This window comes from Bacillus sp. 7894-2, assembly GCF_002272225.1.
Classification (GTDB): Bacteria; Bacillota; Bacilli; order Bacillales; family Cytobacillaceae; genus Cytobacillus.
The window spans coordinates 1-25,022 of the sequence record NZ_NPDG01000159.1 but is presented as its reverse complement, the minus strand read 5'-3'; the positions used below and the strand labels follow the sequence as shown (position 1 = coordinate 25,022).

Sequence of the window (25,022 nt, the reverse complement as noted above, 5' to 3'; positions counted from 1 at the left end):
CTTTATAAAAAAAAACGAACCTGTTCAGGTCCGTTTCGAAAAAGTATCTGAGGAGGTATGCCCTAATAAAATGATATGCAAAACTTGTTCTTCGGAATGGACAAAAGCCTTGTTCCGGCAAAAAATAGGCAACCCATTTAAGACTGGGTCAAATTTTCCTTAATATACTCCAGTGCCTCCTCGACATGATCCTTGACCTTTACCTTGCGCCATTCCTTCACGAGCTTGCCTTCCTGGTCAATAATAAAGGTTGAGCGCTCAATTCCCATATATTCTTTCCCGAAGTTCTTTTTCAATCTCCACACACCGTACGTCTCTGCTGCATTATGGTCTTCATCTGCAAGCAGCAGGAAAGGCAGTCCGTGCTTTTCAATGAATTTCTCATGCCGGCTGAGCGGATCAGGGCTTACTCCTAAAACGACCGCGTTCACTTCTGCAAAATTCTGATGCTGGTCCCTGAAATCACATGCCTGAGTTGTGCAGCCAGGTGTCATGTCTTTCGGGTAAAAATACAGAACAACATTTTTCCCGCGGTAATCTGATAATTTTACTCTTTCACCATTGCTTGCCTCAAGCTCAAAATCCGGAGCCGGTTTACCGATTTCAATTGCCATTTTCATTCCTCCTGTTGAATAGGTTTCTTACTCTAAGCCTATCCAACTTTTCCGTCAAAAACAACTGATATCATTATAAAGCACGGTCACCTGCATCAAATACTACCCTGGCTACGAATGCGGCCGGGATGACATATCCGATTAACGCTTCCAGTACGGCAATAAGCCTGCCTATCCCAACAGGGCTGACATCTCCATACCCAACAGAAAAAAGAGTTACCGCACTAAAATAAAAACCCGTCTCCAGCCTCTCGAGGAAACCGGTTTCCATATATTCAGTGCCGTCCATCAAAACCACCAGCCCATGTAAATCAAGCCAAATATATATCAGCCCAAATCCAATCAGAATCGTTGCATATAAACTTATGAGGTAAAGGAAATTATCCACAGACACCCATCTTCCCTTAATCTTGGCGGATGAAAAAAGAGTCTGCAGACTCATGATCATGCACAGCACGATTAAAATCAGCGATAAATAAAAAGCCATACTGCACCTCATTTCGAAATGCCTTCCAATTCATTTATACGCTCATAGCCTTTCCCATATGACAGCCTGTCTCGGAAACTCTTTCTGCACTCGCCCAATAAAAAAACCGGGATTATATCCCAGTTCTAATTGCCCGCTCCCCGATATCGCTTAACGCCTGAATTCCAGGTCACAATCGAAATGCTAAAAAATACAATTCCGATTACAGGTGTTAAAAAGGAGTACAAAAACCATTCGTCTTTCCCCAGGAAGTAGGACGCCGGATATACACCGACAAAGGCAAACGGAAGAACCCAGGTGAGGACAAAGCGTATAACATTATTGTAAATATCAACCGGATACCTTCCATAATTACCGATGTTATACATCATCGGCATGATGGATGTTCTGGCATCTGCCCAAAAGCTGATACAGGCAATCAGGACAAAGATGCCTCCATACACAAGCATTCCGCCTATCACAAATAAGAAAAACAAGAACGGGTCGGTCCAGGAAATACCTAAACCAAGGTTGTTTCCGGCGTAGATCATAACAGCAATGCCTGTTACGGCTCCGAAAAGGGATTCAAGCTCCATCCGTTCCAATACGATTTGAAACAAACTATGGATCGGCCTGGTTAATATCCTGTCGAGTTCCCCTTTTACTATATATCTCTCATTAAAATCCCAAATATTAAAGAACGATGAAAACAGCGCATATGGCACAAGGAAAAAACCGTAAATAAAGATGATTTCATCCCTCGTCCAGCCGCCAAGCAGATTAGTATGGCCAAAGACGACCAGGATAAAAATTAAATTGACTGCCTGAAAAAGAAGATCTGAAAAAATCTCTACAAATAAATCTGCACGGTACTGCATTCTTGTTTTCATATATTGGGCGACATATTGAAAGAAAATCGCTATATAAAACATGTGTCACCCTCCTTGAATAATGAGCTGTTTTTTCGCTATGATCCACAGAACCTGAATGGGGATGATCAGAATAAGAACCCAGATCCCCTGCATAATAATCGCCTGGATGGCTTCATTATTCGAAAAACTATTTGTAAAAATCATGCTCGGTACATAGCTGATACCCTGAAAGGGCAAATATTTCAGTACATCCTGTGCCCATAACGGAAAAAAGCTGATAGGAATCAGAAGACCGGAAAAGAGATCAATCACAACTCTTTTTGCCCGGATAAGCCCTGTGTTATTAAATAAGAAGAAAGTGGTAATGCCTGTCAGCAAATTAATTTGCGTATTAATAAAAAAACTTAATATAATCGATACCGCAAAGAAAATCCAGGTCGTCCAATCCGCAGAAAATTGCAGCGGAAAAATGAACGAGACGATAACCATGCCCGGAACGGAGAAAAAGAAGAGACGGAATATTCCTTCCCCCAGTCCCTGCATCGTTTTCATACCCAGATAATTATATGGGCGGATCAGCTCCACCGCTACTTTTCCTTCTTTAATTTCAGCAGCCATTTCCCGGTCTATATTATTAAAGTAAAACGCTCTGGCCATCCAGGCTACAGCCACATATGTCGACATCTGGATCACAGACATGCCCTCAATCGCATCTTTTTCTCCATAAATGGCACTCCACAAGAAATAGTAAGCGCCAATATTAATGCTGTAAATCAGAATACCTGTATAATAATTGGTTCTGTAGGCAAGCATCATCAAAAAACGGATCCGAATCATTTCGATATATTTATCCACAGGAACACCCCCGGGTAAAAGTAAATTCTTTCATTAAGACATCCCCCGGTCATAAATATTTCTTATGATTTCCTCTGTTGAAGTTTCTTTAATATTGATGTCTTTCACTTTCAAATCCGCAACCACCTTGGCAATCAGCAGGGAAATCAGTTCATCATTATCCTCTGCAAAGGCTGTAAAGATCGCTTTTTTCTCATCTTTTTCCCATTTCACTTCCGATGAGGCCGTTATTCGGTTTAAGTCGTTCAGGGTCACGTCTTCAAGGAACTGGAATTCTATTTCCTTCCCTTCCCCCCATTTTTCCTTCAGGCTTTTTAAGGCTCCATCATAAATGATTTTCCCCTCGTCGAGCATCACTACGCGTTCGCACAGCGCCTCAATATCCGACAAATCATGAGTAGTCAGCAGAATGGTTGTATTATATTTTTCATTAATTTCTTTTAAAAACTCTCGGATCTTCAATTTAACAAGCACATCAAGCCCGATAGTCGGCTCATCCAGAAACAAGAGCGGCGGATTGTGGATGAGTGCCGCTGCCAGTTCACACCTCATTCTCTGTCCGAGTGAAAGCTTTCGGACCGGCTTGTCGAGCAAAGGCTCAATATCCAGGGTTTTGATCACATGTGACATATGGCTGTCGTATTGCTCATCAGAAACTTTGTATACCTTCTTGAGCAGCCTGAAGGATTCCTGAACAGCAATATCCCACCAAAGCTGAGATCTCTGGCCGAAGACAACTCCAATCGTGCTGACGAATTTTTCACGGTCTTTATGAGGGTTCATTCCATTCACGATCACTTCGCCGCTTGTCGGGGTCAGGATCCCTGTCAGCATTTTTATGGTCGTTGACTTCCCGGCTCCATTTTCACCTATATAGCCAACCATCTCGCCCTGCTTTACATTAAAGCTGATGTTGTTTACCGCTGGCACAATCTTATAGTTCCTTGTAAGCAAATCACGGAAAGCACCCTTTAATCCGGAGCGGCTGGAATAAGATTTAAATTCCTTTTTTAAGTTCCGGACTGTTATTGCATCATTCATTTTTACTCCTCCTGCCAATTAATGCCCTAATGAAATAGTTTAGACAAACAGCGCCTTCTTCACAACTAGATTGCTTCAAAACCTATTTTTAAAATACAGAATAATCCGCCTTCCCTTAGGAATGGACGAAGCCTCTTCCAAACATGTTAAAATAATGACGTACATATAAATGAATTTTATCAGGAGGATTAACATGCAATTTACTAATTCTGAACGGCTGCATAAACAAGCTTTAGAACATATTGTCGGCGGGGTAAACAGCCCTTCCCGCTCCTATAAAGCAGTTGGCGGAGGCTCGCCGGTCGCAATGGAACGGGCACAGGGCGCTTATTTCTGGGATGTGGACGGCAATCAATATATAGATTACCTGGCTGCATACGGTCCCATCATTACCGGACATGCCCATCCGCATATTACAGAAGCCATAAAAACAGCTGCTGAGCGCGGAGTATTATATGGAACTCCGACACCACATGAAGTGAAATTCGCCGAGATGCTTAAAGAAGCAATGCCTAATTTGGACAAAGTCCGTTTTGTGAATTCAGGTACTGAAGCCGTTATGACAACGATCCGTGTGGCAAGAGCCTATACGGGAAGGGACAAAATCATTAAGTTTGCCGGCTGCTATCACGGCCATTCCGATCTTGTCCTGGTTGCTGCAGGTTCAGGTCCTTCAACACTTGGAACGCCTGACTCTGCCGGAGTTCCAAAGAGCATTGCCCAGGAAGTGATCACGGTTCCTTTCAATGAAATCGAACCATATAAGGAAGCGCTGGAAAAATGGGGCGACCAGATAGCTGCTGTACTGGTGGAACCGATTGTCGGCAACTTCGGAATTGTTGAACCAAAACCGGGGTTCCTGGAGCAGGTTAACGAATTAACACATGCAGCCGGCGCGCTTGTCATTTATGATGAAGTCATCACAGCTTTCCGTTTTATGTATGGCGGTGCTCAGGACCTGCTTGGTGTAAAACCGGACTTGACAGCCATGGGGAAAATCATTGGAGGAGGCCTTCCAATCGGTGCTTATGGCGGAAAGAAAGAAATTATGGAAACAGTAGCTCCTTTAGGTCCAGCTTACCAAGCTGGTACAATGGCTGGAAATCCGGCGTCGATTCTTTCAGGAATTGCCTGTCTCGAAGTTTTAAAACAGCCTGGTGTCTATGAATATCTGGACAGACTGGGAGAAATGCTTGAAAAAGGGATTAGCGAGGCAGCTGAAGAACATAATATCCCAATTACTATTAATCGATTAAAAGGTGCCCTGACCATCTACTTTACGGAAGAAAAAGTAGTGAATTATGAGCAGGCGGAAAATACAGATGGAGAAATGTTTGCAAAGTTCTTCAAGCTGATGCTCAATCAGGGAATAAACCTGGCTCCTTCGAAATATGAAGCCTGGTTTATGACAATCGCGCATACAGAGGATGATATTCAAGCCACCATTCATGCGGTGCAAAACGCATTTCAGCAATTAAAAGACGAATAAATATTCACTAATTTATACACCGACGGGAGCAGAAATGCTTCCGTTTTCTTTATTCCCAGTAATGAAAACGTTTACAATACTGAGGTTCATTTATACAAAAGCCTTTTCCCACTCCCAAACCATATCCAACTTTTTGTATAAATAATTGATTTCTGAAAATTCATATGATATGATGGGAGAAATCTTTTGTGTAAGAGCGGATTTCGCTGGCATAAAGAACATTATGTCCTGAAGCATATCCCGAATTATCCAACTATTCATTCAATAAATGCTCCATGCATTTACCTTTCAAACCAAAGATAACTTTGCAATACCCTCATTTAAAACCCGTAAACAAAAAAACTTATAGATTACTATTTTGCAGGAGGTGAACGGCTTTAAGGCACAGCCTTATTTTTAGCCGAATTTTATGACATTACAGCAATGGAGTCCTTCACTTTTTAAAGAGTTTCACCGCCAGGAGCATGATGCTTGCGGCATCGTTTCTGCCATGGAGAAAAAGAAAGTCCCAACCCGCGAGAATATTTTCAGCTGCATCAACGCGCTTGTTACGATGAATCACCGTGCCGGTTTTATTAATGGAGAAGGGGACGGTGTAGGGATCCATATTGATATCCCGAGAGAGCTGTGGAAAGAAAAGTTAAAGGAAGCGGGAGCCGATTCTGGCGCAACAGACAAAGATGGATTTGTGGTTGGACATGTATTTATGTCCAGGAAGCAGGATACTGAATTACTGAAAACGATCCTGCTGCAAAAACTCGCTGACGCTAATCTGACGGTTATTTATGCATCTGACGAAGTAACTGAATCTTCAGCTTTAGGGCCGATTGCCATACAGGAAAATCCAGTATTCTGGCAGTTTGCCTGTTTAGCAGAATCGAATGGTGCAGAGCTCTCAAAAAAACTGTTTGAATTAATAGTTAGTTTCGAAGAAGACGAACATGTCCATGTCGCCTCTCTTAGCCAGCATCATGCTGTGTACAAAGTTATGGGAGCCGGCGATATTCTTCCGAAATATTATCACGACCTGTCAAGCCCCCTTGTTGCTTCAACCATGACGCTTGGGCATAACCGCTATTCAACTAACACATTATCAAGCTTTTTCCGTGTGCAGCCTTTTAGCGTGCTGGGACACAACGGGGAAATCAACACCATTGCCAAGCTTAGGGATGAAGCCAAAATGGTCGGCGTTCCGCTGGTTAAAGACGGCAGTGACTCACAGGATCTGAGCAGAACGCTTGAAACGTTTATTTGCCGTGACGGCTATACTCTTTTTGAAGCAATGGACGTCATGTTCCCCCCTATCGTGAATGAAATCAAGTCATATCCTGAGCATCTTCAGGATATGTACGCCTATATCCGGGAAGCATGGGGACATTTTGCCCAGGGACCTGCAGGAATTATTTCCAGATTTGCTGATGAGGCAGTGTTCAGTGTCGATGCATTGGGCCTTCGCCCGCTGTGGATGCTGGAAACTGAAAGCTCCTACCTGTTCTCATCAGAACCAGGAATCATCCCGTCCTCCGAATATGTTAATGAGCCTAAGCCGCTGTCACCAGGTGAAAAGGTTGGGCTGAAATGGGACGGTGATACACTGGCTGTTTACGAGCACAGCCATTATCAGGCTGAAGTTTTTAACCGATTTTCAATAAGAGTGAACGCTGAAAATTTCAGGGTTCGCCTGCAGTCTCCAAAATTGGAAAAAACCATTACTGTAAATTACCCGGATAAGATTCATAACGGGCAGTATAAAGCATTCGGCTGGGAGAGAGACCATGTCCAGCTTGTTGAGCAAATGGCTGAAAAAGGCGCGGAGCCAATCCGTTCTCTTGGACACGATTCACCTTTAGCAGCACTGAATCCTCAGCGGAAAAACATCGCAGATTTTATTAAGGAAAGTGTTGCTGTCGTTACAAACCCTGCCATTGACCGTGACCGGGAAACGGAGCATTTCTCAACCCGTACGATTATCGGCCAGCGTCCTTCGTTATTTGAAAAACAGGAGCAAGGGGCCGTTATTGAATTGCAGACTCCTATTTTAATAGAAGGCAAAGCAGGCTTTGAATGTTCCGATGAACTCAATCAGCCGAGCTATGACCAGGTAACCGGCTTCTATCAGGAACAAAAGCTGATATCTTATTTATCTTCCACATTTACGAAAGATGAAACGGTAAAAGAAGCTTTAGACCGTTTAGCAGCAGAAGCGGTTGATGCGGTCAAAAATGGCAAAACCCTGCTTGTACTGGATGATGCCAATGCTCACCAGGAGGACTCTTACTGGATTGATCCGCACCTGGCCGTCTCTGCGATTGATCAGGCTCTTGTCAAGGAGGCATTGCGACGTGAATGTTCCCTGCTGCTCCGGTCAGCTTCAATCAGATCGCTTCATGACATCATAACCGCATTCGGTTTAGGCGCTGATATTATAAGCCCTTACTATATGTTTATGACGGTTCTTGGCGAATCTGATACACCGCTGAAGAATTTATATTCAGCTCTGAATAAAGGACTTGAAAAAGTCATTTCCACTATCGGGATTCATGAATTAAGAGGCTATGGCCGGTTGTTCTCTGCCATCGGTCTTCATGAAGAATTAGCCGGATATCTGAATATTGTCAACTTCTTCGGATCAAAGGAACTTTCATTCAGCTTCAGTGTTTTAAAGGAAGACGCTTTTACAAGAGCGGAAGATTACCAGAATGAAAAAGAGCGGATCGGAAAAACGTTCAGCCTTTTCCCGCGTATCTGGAAAGCAATCGGCGAAGTTGCCTCAACTGGTGACTACAATGCATATAAGGAAAAAATCACAGAACAGGAAGACCAGAATCCAACAACAATCCGTCATTTAACCGGATTTAAGGAAACGGCTTCTGATCTAAATCCGGAAGATATCAGCTTGCATGTGGGCGAGCATGACCTGCCATTTATCATCTCCTCCATGTCCTTTGGCTCTCAGAATGAAACAGCCTTTAGAGCCTATGCAGAAGGTGCTGACAGGCTGAACATGGTCAGCCTGAATGGGGAAGGCGGAGAAATCAAGGATATGCTCGGAAAATATCCGCGGACCCGCGGACAGCAGGTAGCATCAGGACGCTTTGGTGTTAATGCCGAGCTCCTGAATTCATCCAACCTGCTGGAAATCAAAATTGGGCAGGGTGCAAAGCCTGGTGAAGGCGGTCACCTTCCTGGATCCAAGGTAACGGCAAAAATTGCAGAGGCGCGTAATGCCACAATTGGATCGGATTTGATTTCACCTTCCAACAACCATGATATCTACTCGATTGAAGATTTGGCACAGATGATTCACGAGCTTAAGACAGCCAATGACAAAGCAAAGGTTGCTGTTAAGGTGCCGGTTGTACCGAATATCGGAACCATTGCAGTCGGGATTGCAAAAGCCGGAGCTGATATTATCACACTGAGCGGTTTTGACGGAGGTACAGGGGCAGCGAGAATTCACGCCCTGCAGCATGTTGGCCTTCCAGTTGAAATTGGTGTAAAGGCAGCTCACAACGCCCTCCTCGAAGCAGGCATCCGCGATAATGTGGAGCTTTGGGCTGATGGCGGCATCAAAAGTGCTGCAGACGTTTTGAAGGTTATGCTTCTCGGTGCGAACCGTGTAGGCTTTGGTACACTTTCCATGCTTGCCATCGGCTGTACGACATGCCGCGGCTGTCACCTTGATACTTGCCATGTTGGGATTGCCACACAAATAGATTCAGAGGCACAGGCGAAGGAACATGGCTTAAGAAGATTTGTTCCGCGCCAATTCGACCTTGCTGTCAAAGGCATCATGAACCTGTTTACTGCTTTTGGCGAAGAACTGAAAGCATTGGCAGCTTCTGTCGGCATAAAAAATCTGCAGGATGCAGTAGGACGTTCTGATCTGCTTGTACAGATTAAGGGGCAGGATCAGCTTGACCTGACTCACCTGCTGAAAACACTTGACATCGGCCAATTCTCTCCCCAGGAAGCACCTGAAGCCCTGCAGGAAGCCCAGCTACAGGTAGCTGTTGGAGCAGAGTATCTCGATGCAAGTGTAGAAGAACTGGATCAGTCACGTGAATTCCAAAGCGTTACTTCCGAGCAGCGCGTATTGGGAAGCCGGGTTTCCTGCCACCGTGTAAGAAACAGACTCGACGGTTCTTACAAAACTCTTCCGCAAGTTGATTTGAAATACAAAGGCGGTTCCATCCCGGGCAATGGCCTTGGAGCTTACAACAGCTTCGGCATCAACATCGAAGTTGCCGGAGGCGCACAGGATGGCATCGGAAAAACTTCGTTCGGCGGACAAATTAAAATCTTTAAAGCTAAAGGCAAGAATGGCAAGTTCTATAATGGCTCTGTTGGCAAAGGATTTGGCTATGGAGCACAGGAAGGCTTGCTTGTAGCTCAAGGAAATGCTGACGCCCGTGCCGGAATCAGATTATCCGGAGCGGATATGATTATCGGCGGCCAGCTGCAAAAGCCGCTGCCTGAAAAAGAATACGGCAATATCGGTTCTAACGCCAATATTAAAGGGTTTGCCTTTGAGTATATGACGAATGGCCGAGGCCTGGTCCTTGGCGATGCCGGTCCATGGATCTGCGCAGGAATGACAGGCGGTGTTGTTTATTTAAGACACCAGCCGGAAATGGGCTTAACAAAAGAAGCTATCCAGCGCAGAATTGCCAAGGGAGCTAAAGTTTCAGTCACTTCTCTTTCCGATAAAGGAAAGGAAGATGTAAAAGAACTGCTTGGCCAATACATTGCCATGCTGAATGATCAGGGACAGACAGAAGAAGTTTCCCAGCTTTCTTCCCTTCTTAATCATCCGGAAGACCACTTTGTTCAAGTTATTCCGGTCAAAGAGCAGGCAGACCCCTCTGTTTCCACAGAGTGATTATCTGCACAATCAAGCCCCACCCGTTTCTGCGGATGGGGCTTTTTGTCTTCTTTAAGGCACGCTTAACTTTTTTACTTATTTATAATCTTAATTTCATAAAAATGCCCCTTGAACTTCTTTCCATATCCCTGTATAGTACAATATTGTTTAACAAGGAGCAAAATCGTTTAAAGTATGTATAATTACTGCTTTTACGGTTAAATCGCTTTTCAATGAAAACAATTTTTATGAAAGAAAGGACATACATTGTATGAAACTTGGCGCCCGCATACTTAAGACGGGAATCGCAATCATTCTAGCTCTATTATTATCAGAACTCTTTCAGCTTCCTGCACCTATCTTTGCAGGAATTGCCGCTATTTTTGCCGTTCAGCCGACCATTTACAGATCTTATCTTTCTATTGTGGAACAGATCCAGGGGAACGCAATCGGCGCATTAATTGCCGTGATTTTTGTGCTTTTATTCGGCAATCATGTCTTTATCATAGGCCTGGCAGCAATTATTGTTATCACGATTAATCTTAAGCTTAAAATTGAAAACACAATTGGCCTGTCACTTGTAACCCTGATTGTCATTATGGAGACACCGGGCGATACCTTTCTGCAATTTGCTCTTATTCGATTCTCAACCGTTATGCTCGGGGTACTATCAGCTTTTATCGTTAATCTTGTATTTCTGCCGCCTAAGTACGAAAACAAGCTTTATTTTAAAATATCCAATAACACAGAGGAAATTACCAAATGGATCCGGCTTACCATACGCCATGCATCTGAACACAGACTGCTGAAAAACGATATTGATAAGATGAAAGACAGCAATGTTAAGCTTGAACAGCTTTACTTAATGTATAAAGAGGAAAGAAATTATTTTAAACGGAATGATCTGGTTAAATCCAGGAAACTCGTCATTTACCGCCAAATGATTTCCACTGTAAAACGCTCGCTGGAAACATTAAAAAAGCTTCATCGCTTTGAAAATGATCTGCAGCAAATGCCTGAAGAATTCCAGCATGCTGTGCAGCAGCAGCTTGATATTCTTATCCATTATCATGAACACGTTATGCTAAAGTTTATCGGGAAAGTTCGTCCGAATGTAGTGTTTGAGGAAGGCGACTTCAGCCTGAGCAGAAAGGAACTGGTGAACCTTTTTCTGGCTCAGCAAAAAGAACATGAACATGATGAAGAATCCATTCTCCCGCATATCATGCAGATTGTATCAGCTATTGTTGATTACGATGAACATGTGGAGCACCTGGATAAACTTATATCCAGCTTTCAGTCATATCATAAAGAAGAAAATGAGGTTTCCATACCGGAGAATGACGGGTAGACTGTGGTATATTTTCAACTTAATTCATAGGAAAAAGCAGCTGATGTCAGCTGCTTTTTTGTTAATTCTTCATACGCGGATCAAGTGCATCCCTTAATCCATCACCCATTAAATTAAATCCGAGAACTGTAAGCATGATTGCAAGTCCCGGGAAGATCATCGTCCATGGAGCCTGTATCAAATAGGCCTTCGCATCAGAGAGCATTTTCCCCCATTCAGGATTTGGAGCTTCTGCACCAAGGCCAAGGAATCCAAGGGCAGCACACTCAATAATCGCTGTTGCAATCGCAAGTGTTCCCTGTACAATGATTGGCGCCATACTGTTTGGCAGTACATGCCTGAAAAGAATACGGCTGTTGCTCATCCCAATCGCTTTTGCAGCCATAATATATTCCTCCTGTTTGACACTCAGCACCCTTGAACGGATCAGTCTGCCAAAGTTGGGAATATTGATAACCGCAATGGCAATCAGGGCATTTCTTAATGATGGACCAAGTACAGCCACAATCGCAATAGCCAGCAGTATGCTTGGGAAAGCAAGCATGATATCAAAAATGCGGGAGATGATGGTATCAACCCATTTGCCATAATATCCTGCTACAACACCTAAAAGGCATCCAACTACAATAGATCCGATTACGGCCAGAAAACCTACCCATAATGAGATCCTTGCCCCGTAAACCACCCTTGAAAAGATATCCCGGCCAAAGTCATCTGTTCCAAACCAATGCTCACTGGATGGAGCCTGAAGCCTTTTTGAGAGCATCTGTTCATTAATTCCCTGCGGCGCAATAAGCGGTGCAAATACAGCAAGAAGAACGAAAAATAATACAATAATGGTGCCGATTAAAGCCAGTTTATTTTTTCTAAAGCTCCTCCATGCTTCCACCCAGGGGGAAACCGCTTTTTCTTCAGCAGGCATAATAGGCGGCTGAAGATCTTTTTGTGTTGAAAGTTCCAAGTCTGTTCCCCCTCCTTAATTATATTTAATCCGCGGGTCAATTGCTGCATACAGCAAGTCCACCACCAGATTGATCATGACAAAGATAAATGCAATGATAAGTATGCCTGACTGGATAACAGGATAGTCCCGATAGTTGATAGCCTCATAAATATATCGTCCGATTCCAGGCCAGCTGAAAATCGTTTCCGTTAAAATGGCGCCTCCCAGCAATAATCCCATTTGAAGACCGATAATTGTAAGAACTGGAATGATGGCATTCTTTAATGAGTGCTTATAAACGACCCAGAACATTCTCAAGCCTTTGGCCCTCGCTGTTCTGACAAAATCGGATCTCATTACCTCAAGCATCGTAGAACGGGTAATTCTCGCAATGATTGCCATTGGGATGGTTGCCAGGGCAAATGCCGGCAGAATCAGGTGTCTGATGACATCCCAGAATTGATCCATCCTTCCCTGCAGGAGAGTATCAATCATATAAATGTTCGTAATGGCTTCAATCGGATTTCTTACTTCTTCCCTACCCGATGTAGGCAGCCAGTCCAGTTTAATGGCAAATGCCCACTGCTCCATCAAGCCGAGCCAGAAGATTGGCATGGAAACGCCAATAAGCGCCAGCACCATTGCCACATAATCAAACCATGAATTCTGATACCAGGCACTGATGATACCGGCATTCACACCGATAAAAACAGCAATTAACATGGCAACGAATGTAAGTTCAATTGTTGCAGCCAGATACGGCCAAATTTCCTGGCTTATTTCCGTTTTAGTCCGGAGTGATTCTCCAAGATCCCCCGTAATAAGCCCGCCTAGATATGTAAAATATTGAAGGTACCAAGGCTGATCCAGCCCCAGCTGCTTCGTTAATTCCTCTACTGCTTCTTTTGTTGCCAATTGTCCCAGGATAATCTGTGCCGGATTACCCGGTATTGCCCGTATCATAAAAAAGACGATCAGGGAAAGCCCCAGCAGAACGGGTATTAGGGATAACAGACGTTTAAGTGTGTAGGACAGCATTGCCATCTCACCTCTCTTGAAGGTAGTTAAGAAAAGCGCAAGCGCCTTGGTCACCCCCGACAAGCACAAGACGAGCCTCCTGGAAAGGCGTTTTTTGCCTTTTTAGGGGGATGGGCTTGTGACCTCGAGGGGGTAGGCGCTGGAGCTAGACAGTTATCGAGATTCAAAGTTTCATAATTTATAATATTTCTATGTAGAAAAGGGAGCTACAGAACTGTACTCCCTTTTCCTTGAAATATAAGAAGTATACTTATGTCACTTGTAAAGCAGCTTATTTAAATTCTACAGTTGCCAGTAAATCAGAACCTGTTGGATGCGGCTTGAAGCCAGTGATATCAGCTTTACCCGCAAGGATTGGTCTTGAGTGAACAAGCGGAATCCACGGAGCATCTTCTTTGATCAGAATCTGAGCCTCTTTGTAAAGTTTTTCACGCTCTGCCTGGTCTGCACTTGCCTGAGCTTTTACAAGCAGTTCATGCACTTCAGGGTTTTCGTAATAAGAGTAGTTGTTGGAACCGATGCTGTCCTGATCTAGAAGAACATACAGGAAGTTATCAGCATCCCCATTATCGCCAGTCCATCCTAATAGGAATGTATCAGCTTCACCATTCTTGGCTTTATCCAGGTAAGTACCCCACTCATACGTTACAATCTTTGCTTTTACGCCGATTGCATCAAAGTTGGCTTGAAGTGCTTCAGCCACTTTTTGTCCATCCGGCATATATGGTCTAGGAACCGGCATTGCCCATAGCTCCATTTCAAAACCATCTTCATATCCTGCTTCTTTTAAAAGTTCTTTAGCCTTCTCAGGGTCATACTCATAATCCTTAACATCATCATTGTAACCCGCTACAACTGAAGGCATTGGGTTTTTCGCAGGCTCAGCTGCACCGGCATAGAATGCATCAATAAGAGCTTGCTTATCAACTGCATAGTTCAATGCCTGGCGGACTTTTTTATCTTTTAATGGTCCACGTGTGCTTGTCAATCCAAGGTAAGCTACGTTTAATGATGGACGTTCAAACGTTTGAAGATCCGGATTTCCTTCGATTTGGCCAACATCACTGAAGTTAACACCATCGATTAAGTCGACTTCGCCTGTAGCAAGGGCGTTCAGACGAGCAGAGTTTTCAGGGATGACACGGAAGATAACTTCATCCAGCTTTGGAAGGCCTTCCTGCCAGTATTCTTCGTTTTTCACAAGAGTGATGCGGTCGTTTGCTTTGTATTCTTTAAATACAAATGGACCTGTTCCCACCGGATTGTGAAGGAATTTTTCTCCATGCTTTTCAATCGCTGCCGGGCTTGCAATTCCAAATGGAGACATTGCAAGGTTCTTTAAGAATGGTGCAATTGGCTTGTTTAAAGTAAACTCAACTGTGTAATCATCTACAGCTTTCACTTCAGAGATTTTATCCCCAAACTGAGAGTTATAGTAATAGAACTGTTCAGCGCTTCCTGCTTTCCATCTTTCAAAGTTGAAGACAACTGCTTCGGCATTGAAATCAGTTCCATCGTGGAATTTCACGCCTTCACGAAGCTTTAGAGTATGCTTTAGCCCGTCTTCACTTGTATCCCATTCAGTAGCAAGGCCAGCCTGAATTTCTGTATCCTGCTCACCAAATTCAATCAGAGTTTCATAGATGTTTTTTGTAACTTTAAAAGATTCGCCTTCTGTTGTAATAGCGGGATCAAGTGAAGTAGAATCACCGCCGCGGCCAAATACTAATGTGCCGCCTGATGACGCTTCTTCTGTATCTGTACCTTTCTCTTTATCCTTTTCGTCTTTCGTTCCGCTGCTTGAGTTGCTGCTGCAGCCGGCAAGAGCCAGTGACAGTAACAAAGCTGCAATCAGGAACCAAATGCCATTGCGCTTCTTCATTGTTTTCCCCCTTTTTTCTTTTGCCGGTATCGGCTGTTTACATATTTATCATCCATGCAGTTCTGCCTCTATAGTTCAGCTATAGAGATGGCAGGCTGCAAAGTGACCCGGTTCAATTTCCTTCAGCTGCGGCCTATCTGTTTTGCAGATTTCCATGCATTCATTACATCTAGTATGGAATGCACATCCAGCTGGCGGATTCTGCGGGCTTGGAATGTCCCCGGTTAATAATTCCCTGTCTTTCTTTAATGTCGGGTCAGGAATGGGAACTGCACCAAGCAATGCCTTTGTGTAAGGATGCAGTGGCTTATCGTAGAGCTGGTCAGAGGTTGTGATCTCTACTAATCTTCCAAGATACATAACACCAACTCTATCACTGATATGTTTAACTACCCCGAGATCATGGGCAATGAATATATACGTCAGCTGAAACTCTTTTTGAAGATCTTCCAGCAGGTTGAGCACCTGTGATTGAATGGATACATCAAGTGCTGAAACAGGTTCATCTGCAATGATCAGCTTAGGCTTGGTCATCAATGCTCTTGCGATTCCTATCCTCTGCCTTTGGCCTCCGCTGAATTGGTGCGGATAGCGTTTGGCATGGTAGCTGCTGAGGCCGACAACCTCAAGCATCTCCCTTACCCGCTGTTTACGCTCTTCTTTGTTCCCGATGCCATGGACAATGAGAGGCTCCTCCAAAATCTGCTCAACAGTATGGCGGGGATTTAACGACGCAAACGGATCCTGGAATACCATCTGCATTTCCTTTCTCATCTTGCGCATTTGGCTTGAGTTTAGGGAAGTCAGATCCTTGCCTTCAAAAACCACTTTCCCCTCTGTCGGTTCAATCAGGCGCATCAGCATTCTTCCTGTGGTTGATTTGCCGCAGCCAGATTCGCCTACAAGGCCAAGCGTTTCCCCTTTGTTAACGAAGAAGGTGATATCATCAACCGCTTTCACATCACCCTGTTTTCTTCCAAACAGGCCGCCTGTTACAGGGAAATATTTCTTTAACTGATTAACTTCCAACAGCACTTCGGTCATCAATGACACCCCCAGACTCATGCAGGAAACAGCGCACTGTATGCTGTTCTGCATTATTGGCATTGTATAGCGGAGGACTTTCCGTCATGCATCGGTCATGGACAAATTCACAGCGCGCTGCAAAACGGCATCCAATCTTGATGGAGCCCGGTTTTGGGACATTTCCCGGAATGGAATATAATCGCTCCTTTTTCTCTCTTACATCAGGCACTGATTGCAGAAGTCCCTGGGTATAAGGGTGCTTGGGATTTTTGAATATCTCTTCTACAGGAGCTTCCTCCACTATTTTCCCGGCATACATGACAATTACCCTCTCACATACTTCCGCTACTACCCCGAGGTCATGCGTTATCATGACTATAGCTGTGTCGAGCTTTTCATTAAGATCTTTCATAAGGGATAATATCTGTGCCTGGATGGTCACGTCCAAAGCAGTTGTCGGCTCATCAGCAATCAGAAGCCGGGGATGGCAGGACAAAGCCATAGCAATCATTACCCTCTGCCTCATTCCCCCTGACAGCTGGTGGGGATATTCCTTTACTATCTGCTCTGCCCTTGGCAGGCCAACAAGCTTAAGCATTTCTACAGCCTGCTGGATTGCAGCCTTCTTATTTAATTTCTTATGTAATCTAATTCCTTCTGTCAGCTGATCTCCTATTGTAAATAACGGATTCAATGAAGTCATCGGCTCCTGAAAAATCATAGCCACTTCATTTCCCCTTATTTCACGCATTCTTTTTTCTGATGCTTTAACGAGATCTTCTCCATCTAAAAGAATTTCACCGCCAACAATTTTTCCCGGGGGCTGTGGAATCAGCTTCATAATGGATAGAGATGTAACACTCTTCCCGCAGCCTGATTCTCCTACTATCCCCAGAATTTCACCCTTGTTGACGGAGAAGCTGATATCATCCACAGCCGGAACTTCTCCATCTGAAGAGAAAAAGGATGTCCTTAGCTGTTTTACATCTAAAACTGGAGCTTGATTCACACGGATACTCCTTTCCTGATCGTCCTTTTCTATGAAATGGGACATTTTTAACAATTTTGGACCTTAGGTCACTATCTTTTTTTCATTCTATAAAAAAAGATTGGTTAAGTCTACTCATTTTTCTAAATTATTTAAATATAGTAAACATTATATATTTTTAAATATGGATTTATAAGTAATATCCTACTAATAATTATGAAAAAGATGGAGATTAATGACCGTTAATTGCCGGAAGCTGTTTTAACACTATAGTAATTTAACGCATTGCTATAAAAAAGCACACAAATAAAGCCGGCCCTGTAATAGAGCCGGCTTTAAATCTAATTTTCAAGCTGCTGAACTTGAAAAAGCTTATAATAATTCCCTTGTTTTTTCATTAATTCGTCATGGCTTCCCGCTTCAGAAATTTCACCATGCTCTATCAGAATAATTCTATCTGCATGTGTGATGGTGGAAAGTCGATGGGCCACGATAAAAGTCGTGCGGTCTTTAGCCAATTTTTCCAATGCTTCCTGTATCAGATGTTCACTCTCCAGATCAAGGGCTGAAGTGGCTTCATCTAGCACAAGGATCGGCGGATTTTTCAAAAAGATTCTCGCAATGGCAATTCGCTGCTTCTGTCCTCCCGACAGTTTCACACCGCGCTCGCCAACCTTGGTATCATAGCCTTCAGGTAAATTCATAATAAATTCGTGGGCATTTGCAGCCTTGGCAGCATCGACTACTTCCTCTTCAGTGGCATCGGGTTTTCCGAGCAGAATGTTAGTTTTGACCGATTCACTGAACAAAATATTATCCTGAAGCACCATCCCGATTTTATCGCGAAGGCTCCTAACTTTAAACGAACGGATATCAGTGCCGTCAAGCAGAATTCTGCCTTCATTCACATCGTAAAAACGAGGAATCAGCCCTACCAGAGAGGACTTTCCTCCTCCGCTCATCCCTACAAGGGCAATCGTTTCCCCTGTTGTTACATCGAGATTTATTTCCTTCAATACCGGAGGCTCATTCTCATTGTAGGAAAAGCTCACTTCTTCAAATTGGATATGCCCTTTAACATCCCGGCATTGGATGGCATCAGGTGAATCGTCAATATCGTATTTCTCATCTATTAACTCAAATACCCGGTCCATGGATGCGATTGATTGGGTTAAGGTGGTTGAAGAGTTAACAAGTCTTCTAAGCGGTCCGTACAATCTATCTATATAAGCGACAAATGCCATCATGACACCGAGGGAAATATCTCCCTGGATAACCTGGTATCCCGAATATCCAATGACTAAAAGCGGTGAAATATCTGTAATGGTGTTAACTACTGCAAATGCTTTTGCATTCCACTTCGTATGGTCAATCGCTTTTGTCAGGAAATTCTTATTTTGCGCATCAAATTGGGTTTGCTCATAATCCTCAATGGCAAAGCTTTTAACAACTGCCATCCCCTGAACACGTTCATGAAGATAACCCTGCACCTCTGCAAGAGCCTGTGAACGGGCCCTTGTCAGCTTTCTGAGGTTCCCAAAAAAGTACTTGACTGAAAAAGCATAAAATGGAAATAACAGCAGTGACACAATCGTCAGCGTAACGTCCATATTCAGCATAATGACAACGGCAATTAAAATAGTTGCCACATCAAGCCATAAATTCATTAAACCGGTTACGACGAATGTTTTGGTTTGCTCAACATCATTTATGACCCTTGAGATCACTTCCCCTGTTCTGGTATTTGCATAAAATCGGAAGCTTAATTTTTGAATGTGGGTAAAAAGCTTATCCCGGATGTCATATAGAATTTTGCTTGCCACCCACTGGGCAAAGTATTGTCGGTAATACTCAATTGGCGGACGGGCGATGACAAATAAAGCAATCATCACAGCCATAACCATTAACAGTGTGCTGTTCTTATCGCTCTGACTCAAAGCATCATTGCCAATAATATCATCTATTACATACTTAATCAGAAGCGGAATCAAAAGCGGTATGGCAAATTTAATGATGCCAATGATAATGGTTCCGATAATCTGAAGCCGATACGGCTTAACGAATTTCAAATATCTTTTTATACTGTCCAACCGGATCGCTCCCCCTCTCTGTCTCATTCCCTGTTATTTTTTTAAACTTACCCCGAAACCCGGCAATCATGCACGAAAAGCGCAAGCGCCTTGCCCACCCCCGACATTTGTGACCTCGAGGGGGCAGGCTGCTTGCGCTGGACAAAAATAAAAACCTGCTGACCCAAGGTCCAACAGGCGTTTTTTCGGCATTCAGCCCTTTTTTAGCGTCTGTAAGTAAGATAACGTTCATACCATATATCAATAAAATCGGGTGCAAAAGGACCTTTTCTCTGACGGATCCAATGGATGAGGTTGTCCACATTTGATTTAAGGATGCTGTCAATCACATCGGGATAGTTCATTTCCTGACGGTGCCGTTCATACTCATCTTCATCAAGCAAGTTGAATGTCATGTCCGGATATACTTTAATATCGAGATCATAATCAATATACTTTAACGCTTCTCCATCACAAATAAATGGGGAACTGATATTACAGTAATAATAAACACCATCTTCCCGAATCATTCCAATCACATTAAACCAGTGCTGAGAATGAAAATAACAAATCGCTGGCTCTCTCGTCACCCATGTTCTTCCGTCAGATTCTGTTACGATTGTCCGGTCATTTCCGCCAATCACCAGATTTTGTGTCCCTTTTAATACGGTTGTTTCCTCCCAGACGCGGTGGATATGCCCATTATGTTTATAGCTGTGTATTTGCATTGGTTCGCCTTCGATGGGTACCGCCATTCTTTTTCCCCTACTTTCCTTCCGGAAGCTTTGCAACCTGATAATACTTTTTTGGCGCCTTTAATAGGCTTCCTCCCCTTCATGCTAAGCGCATACTGCACAGCATGACTCAATAATATCCAAAAGAAAAAGGCAACAAAGTACGATTCCTGTTTTCTACTATTATAACGGTAAAAGGAAATTTTTAAAACAAAGAGCCATTGAAATGTATCAACGGCTGTAAAAAAAGGATATAATAGCTTATTTTATAGGTATTGAAGACAACAAAAGATTATAGGGAATTTATCTTTAGACGGTTACATTTACTTTCTGATAGGAGCGGATGACCTCTTCGGTCTGTTCCTCAAAGATACGATGAATTTGTTTGAGCTCTTCCTTCATTCTGGCAATTTCATACTGCACGCTTTCAAGCTCTGTTTCCTGCTGAATGGCTTTTAATTCCTCTTCAATCTCCTGGCAGCGCTCCAGCTCACTCTGCAGATAAAGAAGCTTTTCCATCGTTTTCATCTGTTCTGAAACTAAACTGTTAAAGTTCTCCATGTTTGTTCCACCGTCCCCGTTATTTTTCCTATTCTATAATTTCGCTGTACCTTTTTTTAACCCTTTGACTAGTTATGTTGACTTTATGGAAGTTTTGTCGAAGGGAAAGAGAAAAATACATGGGACGATCCAGACAATAAAAGAAGCCGCCCTTTCCATTTAAAAGGCGACTTCTTTCTTTAGATGTAATTAGCGGCTTTGTTTGCCTGCATTTTGACCTTTGCGAGCTTCAGCCTGCTGGTTTTGCTGTCTTACTTCAGCAGCATTTGTTTCGCTGGCAAATTCAGTACCGTATTGGCCTTGGCCAGCAGATTGTGCGTTTTGTTGTCTCACTTCTTGAACGTTAGTTCCAGCTTGAGATTTGTTTGGTTGTTTAGCCATTATAATCACCTCCACGCTCATTAATTTAACCGGGAGCGGAGGAAACTATCCAACTTTTTTAAAAACCAAAAATATCCATATTTAATTAAACAAGCAGAGAAATGCCGCCATCCACAATAATCGTCTGGCCGCGGATCATGCTGGATTCCTCACCTAATAAAAACATTACTGTATTCACCATATCTTCAATTTCAACCATTCGTCCTGCAGGTGTTTTCGTTTTTGCTTCTTCGAGAAGCTCTGCACGGTTAGGGAAATGTTTTAAAGCTTCTGTATCTACTGCACCGCCTGAAACAGCGTTTACGGTGATATTCTTAGGAGCCAGTTCAACAGCCAGATAGCGTGTCAATGCTTCCAATGCTGCCTTGGAAACTCCTACAGTCGTATAGTTTTCCAGATAGCGGATCGATCCCAGCGAGCTGATGCTAACAATTTTTCCGCCGCCGCTTTTCTCCATTAGCTTTGCAGCTTCCTGACCGCAGAAAAGCAGGGCTTTGCTGTTAATGTTCATCGTCCAGTCCCAATGAGATTCTTCCAGTTCCATAACCGGACGCAGAACCCCGGAAGCTGCATTGTTAACAAACACATCGAGCCTTCCAAATTCACGGTCAATCTCAGCGAACAGGCCTTTAATTTTCTCTACATCCCCCACGTTTGCTTTGACAACCAGGGCTTTTCTGCCAAGCGCCTCAATTTCGGCTGCTGTTTCATTTGCGGCCGATTTGCTGCGTGCGTAATTGATGACAATGTCATAGCCTTCTTTGGCAAGCCTGATGGCTGTTGCCTTTCCAATTCCTCTGCTGCTTCCTGTTACCAGTGCTACTTTTTGTGTCATGATTCAATTTCCTTTCTGTTATGTATTTCTGTTGTTTAAGGGTTTTTATTTCGGGAATTTAAAAATTATACTGTTCTCTCTAGTTTGTTGCAGCTAATAATTACGTCCGTTGATTTCCGCTGCGGACACTTGCTTTCCGCGGGGAGGAATGAGAGCCTCCTCGGCTTCGCCTGTGGGGTCTCTCCCTTCCCTCTCCTCCCGCAGGAGTCAAGTGTCCTCCGCTCCAATCAACTCTGCGTGCTAAACTTTATTGGTTGTACGGCAACAAACTTAAGGGAATAGTCCAAGTAAAAATACTTACAGAATTCATTTTAGCTTTTTCCATGTATAGATGGCAATTCGAATTAAAACACTATCTGTAATCCAATTGAGGAAAGGAAGATGGCATATGTTTGTCGGACGTGATATGACAGAGCTTTCGATGATGTCAAAATCGGACTGGAAGGACAGTGAGCTTGCTTTTTACCATCATTCATTTCAGCAGATCATGCCTTATTTAAATGCTGAGGGCCAGACGATTCATAGGGAGATTGTTGAAGAAATAGAAAACCGCGGCGGCCTGAAAAGGCAGGAAGCCGATTATACTCATGGAACCCGGGTTAGCTATGAGTAATGGAAAAAGGGGATTGTTCCCCTTTTTCTATGTTCAGCTTTCCAAGTATTGCTTCCAGATTTTCTGATGGGATACCGGAAAAGGAAATTCCTTCATCTCTTCATGTGTGACTAATTTCAAATCATTTTTTTCCTCTTTGAGTTCTAATAATTTCCCTTTATACACATTAATGTTCCATGTCAAATGGGAAAAAACGTGTTCGATCTGACCCGTCATTTCCTGAATATCTACATTGGCGCCATATTGGGTGCTGAACGCATCCTTCATCTGCTCTTTGTCGCTTACATAAGCAATGTTGATCTCTGTCATGGGAAATTCCCAGAGATTAGCAAGCAGGCCTTTGCCAGGTCTTTTGTGTATTAGCACTCTGTCTTGATCATCGATAAGGACAGCTGCTGCTAATTGCACATTTTTTTGCTTTTTGGTTTTTGTTTTTACGGGCAGATCCTGCTGAGTCCCTTCATAAAACGCAGTACAATGTTCTCTCACCGGGCATAATAAACAGGAAGGAGAGGTTGGTGTACATATTAATGCGCCAAGCTCCATCAGCGCCTGGTTGAAATGGGACGGGTTTTCATGTGAAATTAATGTTCGAACGGAAGACTCAAATATTTTCCTGGAAGATGGCTTAGCAATATCTTCCCAGATGGAGAGGATTCGCGACAGGACACGCATTACATTGCCATCCACAGCCGGTTCGGGTACTCCATACGCTATACTGAGAATGGCCCCTGCCGTATAGGGTCCCACTCCTTTTAGGGACGAGATCTCTTTTGGCGTATCCGGAACTTTTCCGCCATATTTTTCATGAACCTCCCGGACAGCAGCCTGAAGATTTCTTGCCCGTGAATAATACCCCAGACCTTCCCAGGCTTTTAATACCTTCTCTTCGTCTGCTTCAGAAAGATCCTTGATGGTTGGAAACTGTTCAATAAAACGGTGAAAATAGGGGATTACGGTGTCCACCCGCGTCTGCTGAAGCATGATTTCAGAAACCCAGACTTTGTACGGATCCTGATCCTTTCTCCAGGGCAAATCCCTTTGCTCCGCTTCGAACCAGCTGAGCAAATCATCTTGAAAACCTTTTATATCGGTTGATTCGATTGTATTTTGACTAACTTCTTTCAATTTTTTAATCCTCCTGATGTTAAACAATCGGAAAATATGGGAATATATTAGTACGGTCGCTGTTTAACATTTTGCCTTAAGTTTGCAACACCTTTAAAGGTACCCATATTCAGTTGTTAATACAAGAATTTTGCTGTTACACTTTAAGTAAATTAGGTACTCCGTACAAGATTTGTTACCAGGGAAGGAGGTATTTCCTCTTGGATACCGGCACACATGTAGTGATGGGGCTGGCGCTTGGCGGCATAGCCACTCTTGATCCCGTTGTTGCGGAGAGTTCTGCTACAGCAACAAGTGTCATGATTGGTGCCATCGTCGGTTCTCAAATACCTGATATCGATACTGTCTTAAAACTAAGAAATAATGCCGTTTATATTCGCAATCACAGGGGAATTACCCACTCCATACCGGCCGTCCTGCTATGGCCGCTTGTCATACTTGCTGTGGTTTATCCGTTTTTTCCGTCTGCGGATCTGCTGCACTTATGGCTATGGACTTTTTTGGCTGTATTCCTGCATGTTTTTGTAGACATATTCAATGCATATGGAACACAGGCACTCCGGCCCTTTTCATCTAAATGGGTAGCACTGGGGATTATCAACACATTTGACCCGTTCATTTTCGGGATTCATGTCGCAGGATTATTCATCTGGGCATTTGGGGCTCATCCCGGTTATACATTTCTAATCATTTATGGCATTATTTTCGTTTATTATCTTCTGCGGTTTGCAGCCCAGAGAAGTGTCTTAAATGCCGTAAAGGTTATGATACCGGATGCAACTGAAATCATTATTGCCCCAACGATGAGGTTTAATCAGTGGCGTGTGGCGGTTATGAGCAGGCAGCAATTTTTCGTCGGGCGTGCTGTTAAAAACCATGTGAGAATTCTCGATCAATTTAATCGCGTTCCCGTTCCTGAGACACCTGTTATAGAAGCTGCGAAGAAAGATAAAAACCTATCTGCCTTCCTGTCCTTCTCACCGGTTTACCGCTGGGAAGTGGATGAATATGATGATTATTATGAAGTTCGCTTTATTGACCTCCGCTACCGGAGCAATGGACATTATCCATTTGTAGCCGTGGTTCAGCTCGATCGGGATTTAAACATTCAATCATCCTATACAGGCTGGATTTTCAGCAAGGAAAAGCTTCGAAAAAAACTGGATATTCTTCCGGGATAAGAAAAGCGCAAGCGCCTTGCACACGAAGGAACGCAGACTAAGAACACCACGTCTTGTGGCAACGTCTGCATGACCCGCATCCTGCGGGCCT

Annotated in this window: 21 protein-coding genes; 5 read left to right on the top strand and 16 right to left on the bottom strand. The window is 43.5% G+C overall.

Annotated elements, in window-relative coordinates; genetic code table 11:
- Positions 1-137 precede the first annotated feature (137 nt).
- The 5 genes from bcp to CHI10_RS21775 form a co-directional block, all read right to left on the bottom strand.
- Entirely contained in the window at positions 138-614 is a 477-nt protein-coding gene (gene bcp / locus CHI10_RS21795) for a thioredoxin-dependent thiol peroxidase (protein ID WP_095246238.1), read from the bottom strand.
- Between the two features lie 73 nt (positions 615-687).
- Positions 688-1,101 carry a potassium channel family protein gene (locus tag CHI10_RS21790; protein WP_095246237.1) on the bottom strand — a complete coding sequence of 138 codons (414 nt, stop codon included), beginning with the start codon at positions 1,099-1,101 and terminating at the stop codon, positions 688-690.
- A 125-nt stretch (positions 1,102-1,226) separates the two neighbouring features.
- On the bottom strand, positions 1,227-2,012 hold the full coding sequence (locus CHI10_RS21785) for an ABC transporter permease (protein WP_095246236.1): 786 nt from the start codon (positions 2,010-2,012) through the stop codon (positions 1,227-1,229).
- Positions 2,013-2,015: 3 nt separating this feature from the next.
- A complete protein-coding gene (locus tag CHI10_RS21780; protein ID WP_095246235.1) occupies positions 2,016-2,807 on the bottom strand; it encodes an ABC transporter permease in 792 nt (263 codons plus the stop codon).
- Between the two features lie 33 nt (positions 2,808-2,840).
- Complete coding sequence (locus CHI10_RS21775; RefSeq protein WP_095246234.1) at positions 2,841-3,848, bottom strand: ABC transporter ATP-binding protein; 1,008 nt, start codon at positions 3,846-3,848, stop codon at positions 2,841-2,843.
- A 193-nt stretch (positions 3,849-4,041) separates the two neighbouring features.
- Between CHI10_RS21775 and CHI10_RS21770 the strand changes: the two genes are divergently transcribed.
- The 3 genes from CHI10_RS21770 to CHI10_RS21760 all read left to right on the top strand — a co-directional run bounded on the left by CHI10_RS21770 (position 4,042) and on the right by CHI10_RS21760 (position 11,552).
- Positions 4,042-5,337: a glutamate-1-semialdehyde 2,1-aminomutase gene (locus CHI10_RS21770; RefSeq protein WP_095246233.1), complete on the top strand. Its 1,296-nt coding sequence runs from the start codon at positions 4,042-4,044 to the stop codon at positions 5,335-5,337.
- A gap of 409 nt (positions 5,338-5,746) precedes the next feature.
- Positions 5,747-10,219, top strand: a complete 4,473-nt coding sequence (locus tag CHI10_RS21765; RefSeq protein WP_095246232.1) for a glutamate synthase-related protein — start codon at positions 5,747-5,749, stop codon at positions 10,217-10,219.
- 253 nt (positions 10,220-10,472) lie between these two features.
- The gene (locus CHI10_RS21760) at positions 10,473-11,552 is read left to right on the top strand and encodes an FUSC family protein (RefSeq protein WP_095246231.1); all 1,080 of its coding nucleotides are present in this window, start codon (positions 10,473-10,475) and stop codon (positions 11,550-11,552) included.
- Positions 11,553-11,613: 61 nt separating this feature from the next.
- On the opposite strand, the gene nikC is transcribed toward CHI10_RS21760, so the two are convergent.
- The 10 genes from nikC to fabL form a co-directional block, all read right to left on the bottom strand.
- Positions 11,614-12,474: a nickel transporter permease gene (gene nikC, locus CHI10_RS21755; protein WP_095246239.1), complete on the bottom strand. Its 861-nt coding sequence runs from the start codon at positions 12,472-12,474 to the stop codon at positions 11,614-11,616.
- A gap of 54 nt (positions 12,475-12,528) precedes the next feature.
- Positions 12,529-13,533, bottom strand: a complete 1,005-nt coding sequence (locus tag CHI10_RS21750; protein WP_095246240.1) for an ABC transporter permease — start codon at positions 13,531-13,533, stop codon at positions 12,529-12,531.
- Positions 13,534-13,804: 271 nt separating this feature from the next.
- The gene (locus tag CHI10_RS21745; RefSeq protein ID WP_095246230.1) at positions 13,805-15,415 is read right to left on the bottom strand and encodes an ABC transporter substrate-binding protein; all 1,611 of its coding nucleotides are present in this window, start codon (positions 15,413-15,415) and stop codon (positions 13,805-13,807) included.
- 75 nt (positions 15,416-15,490) lie between these two features.
- A complete protein-coding gene (locus CHI10_RS21740) occupies positions 15,491-16,459 on the bottom strand; it encodes an ABC transporter ATP-binding protein (protein ID WP_095246229.1) in 969 nt (322 codons plus the stop codon).
- Entirely contained in the window at positions 16,434-17,450 is a 1,017-nt protein-coding gene (locus CHI10_RS21735) for an ABC transporter ATP-binding protein (RefSeq protein ID WP_095246228.1), read from the bottom strand. The genes CHI10_RS21740 and CHI10_RS21735 overlap by 26 nt, the downstream gene beginning before the upstream one ends.
- 320 nt (positions 17,451-17,770) lie before the next feature.
- Positions 17,771-19,519, bottom strand: coding sequence for an ABC transporter ATP-binding protein (locus CHI10_RS21730; RefSeq protein ID WP_095246227.1), 1,749 nt, complete (start codon positions 19,517-19,519; stop codon positions 17,771-17,773).
- A gap of 203 nt (positions 19,520-19,722) precedes the next feature.
- Positions 19,723-20,253, bottom strand: coding sequence for a nucleoside tri-diphosphate phosphatase (ntdP, locus tag CHI10_RS21725; protein ID WP_095246226.1), 531 nt, complete (start codon positions 20,251-20,253; stop codon positions 19,723-19,725).
- A 288-nt stretch (positions 20,254-20,541) separates the two neighbouring features.
- Positions 20,542-20,793: a YgaB family protein gene (locus CHI10_RS21720; RefSeq protein ID WP_035333110.1), complete on the bottom strand. Its 252-nt coding sequence runs from the start codon at positions 20,791-20,793 to the stop codon at positions 20,542-20,544.
- A 189-nt stretch (positions 20,794-20,982) separates the two neighbouring features.
- A complete protein-coding gene (locus CHI10_RS21715) occupies positions 20,983-21,174 on the bottom strand; it encodes a gamma-type small acid-soluble spore protein (protein ID WP_095246225.1) in 192 nt (63 codons plus the stop codon).
- 85 nt (positions 21,175-21,259) lie between these two features.
- The gene (gene fabL / locus CHI10_RS21710) at positions 21,260-22,009 is read right to left on the bottom strand and encodes an enoyl-[acyl-carrier-protein] reductase FabL (RefSeq protein ID WP_095246224.1); all 750 of its coding nucleotides are present in this window, start codon (positions 22,007-22,009) and stop codon (positions 21,260-21,262) included.
- A gap of 388 nt (positions 22,010-22,397) precedes the next feature.
- Here fabL and CHI10_RS21705 point away from each other — a divergent pair, with 388 nt between their 5' ends.
- Positions 22,398-22,622, top strand: a complete 225-nt coding sequence (locus tag CHI10_RS21705) for a hypothetical protein (RefSeq protein ID WP_095246223.1) — start codon at positions 22,398-22,400, stop codon at positions 22,620-22,622.
- A 33-nt stretch (positions 22,623-22,655) separates the two neighbouring features.
- Here the strand turns inward: CHI10_RS21705 and mutY are convergent, their stop codons facing one another.
- Complete coding sequence (mutY, locus tag CHI10_RS21700) at positions 22,656-23,750, bottom strand: A/G-specific adenine glycosylase (protein WP_095246222.1); 1,095 nt, start codon at positions 23,748-23,750, stop codon at positions 22,656-22,658.
- A 200-nt stretch (positions 23,751-23,950) separates the two neighbouring features.
- Here mutY and CHI10_RS21695 point away from each other — a divergent pair, with 200 nt between their 5' ends.
- Positions 23,951-24,931, top strand: coding sequence for a metal-dependent hydrolase (locus CHI10_RS21695; protein ID WP_095246221.1), 981 nt, complete (start codon positions 23,951-23,953; stop codon positions 24,929-24,931).
- The last annotated feature ends 91 nt before the right edge of the window (positions 24,932-25,022 follow it).

What these genes read in the sequence shown, in the direction of transcription:
- bcp (WP_095246238.1), bottom strand. Translation starts at nt 614, where the DNA reads ATGGCAATTGAAATCGGTAAACCGGCTCCGGATTTTGAGCTTGAGGCA.
- CHI10_RS21790 (WP_095246237.1), bottom strand. Translation starts at nt 1,101, where the DNA reads ATGGCTTTTTATTTATCGCTGATTTTAATCGTGCTGTGCATGATCATG.
- CHI10_RS21785 (WP_095246236.1), bottom strand. Translation starts at nt 2,012, where the DNA reads ATGTTTTATATAGCGATTTTCTTTCAATATGTCGCCCAATATATGAAA.
- CHI10_RS21775 (WP_095246234.1), bottom strand. Translation starts at nt 3,848, where the DNA reads ATGAATGATGCAATAACAGTCCGGAACTTAAAAAAGGAATTTAAATCT.
- CHI10_RS21770 (WP_095246233.1), top strand. Translation starts at nt 4,042, where the DNA reads ATGCAATTTACTAATTCTGAACGGCTGCATAAACAAGCTTTAGAACAT.
- CHI10_RS21765 (WP_095246232.1), top strand. Translation starts at nt 5,747, where the DNA reads ATGACATTACAGCAATGGAGTCCTTCACTTTTTAAAGAGTTTCACCGC.
- CHI10_RS21760 (WP_095246231.1), top strand. Translation starts at nt 10,473, where the DNA reads ATGAAACTTGGCGCCCGCATACTTAAGACGGGAATCGCAATCATTCTA.
- nikC (WP_095246239.1), bottom strand. Translation starts at nt 12,474, where the DNA reads ATGCCTGCTGAAGAAAAAGCGGTTTCCCCCTGGGTGGAAGCATGGAGG.
- CHI10_RS21750 (WP_095246240.1), bottom strand. Translation starts at nt 13,533, where the DNA reads ATGCTGTCCTACACACTTAAACGTCTGTTATCCCTAATACCCGTTCTG.
- CHI10_RS21745 (WP_095246230.1), bottom strand. Translation starts at nt 15,415, where the DNA reads ATGAAGAAGCGCAATGGCATTTGGTTCCTGATTGCAGCTTTGTTACTG.
- CHI10_RS21740 (WP_095246229.1), bottom strand. Translation starts at nt 16,459, where the DNA reads ATGACCGAAGTGCTGTTGGAAGTTAATCAGTTAAAGAAATATTTCCCT.
- ntdP (WP_095246226.1), bottom strand. Translation starts at nt 20,253, where the DNA reads ATGGCGGTACCCATCGAAGGCGAACCAATGCAAATACACAGCTATAAA.
- CHI10_RS21720 (WP_035333110.1), bottom strand. Translation starts at nt 20,793, where the DNA reads ATGGAGAACTTTAACAGTTTAGTTTCAGAACAGATGAAAACGATGGAA.
- CHI10_RS21715 (WP_095246225.1), bottom strand. Translation starts at nt 21,174, where the DNA reads ATGGCTAAACAACCAAACAAATCTCAAGCTGGAACTAACGTTCAAGAA.
- fabL (WP_095246224.1), bottom strand. Translation starts at nt 22,009, where the DNA reads ATGACACAAAAAGTAGCACTGGTAACAGGAAGCAGCAGAGGAATTGGA.
- CHI10_RS21705 (WP_095246223.1), top strand. Translation starts at nt 22,398, where the DNA reads ATGTTTGTCGGACGTGATATGACAGAGCTTTCGATGATGTCAAAATCG.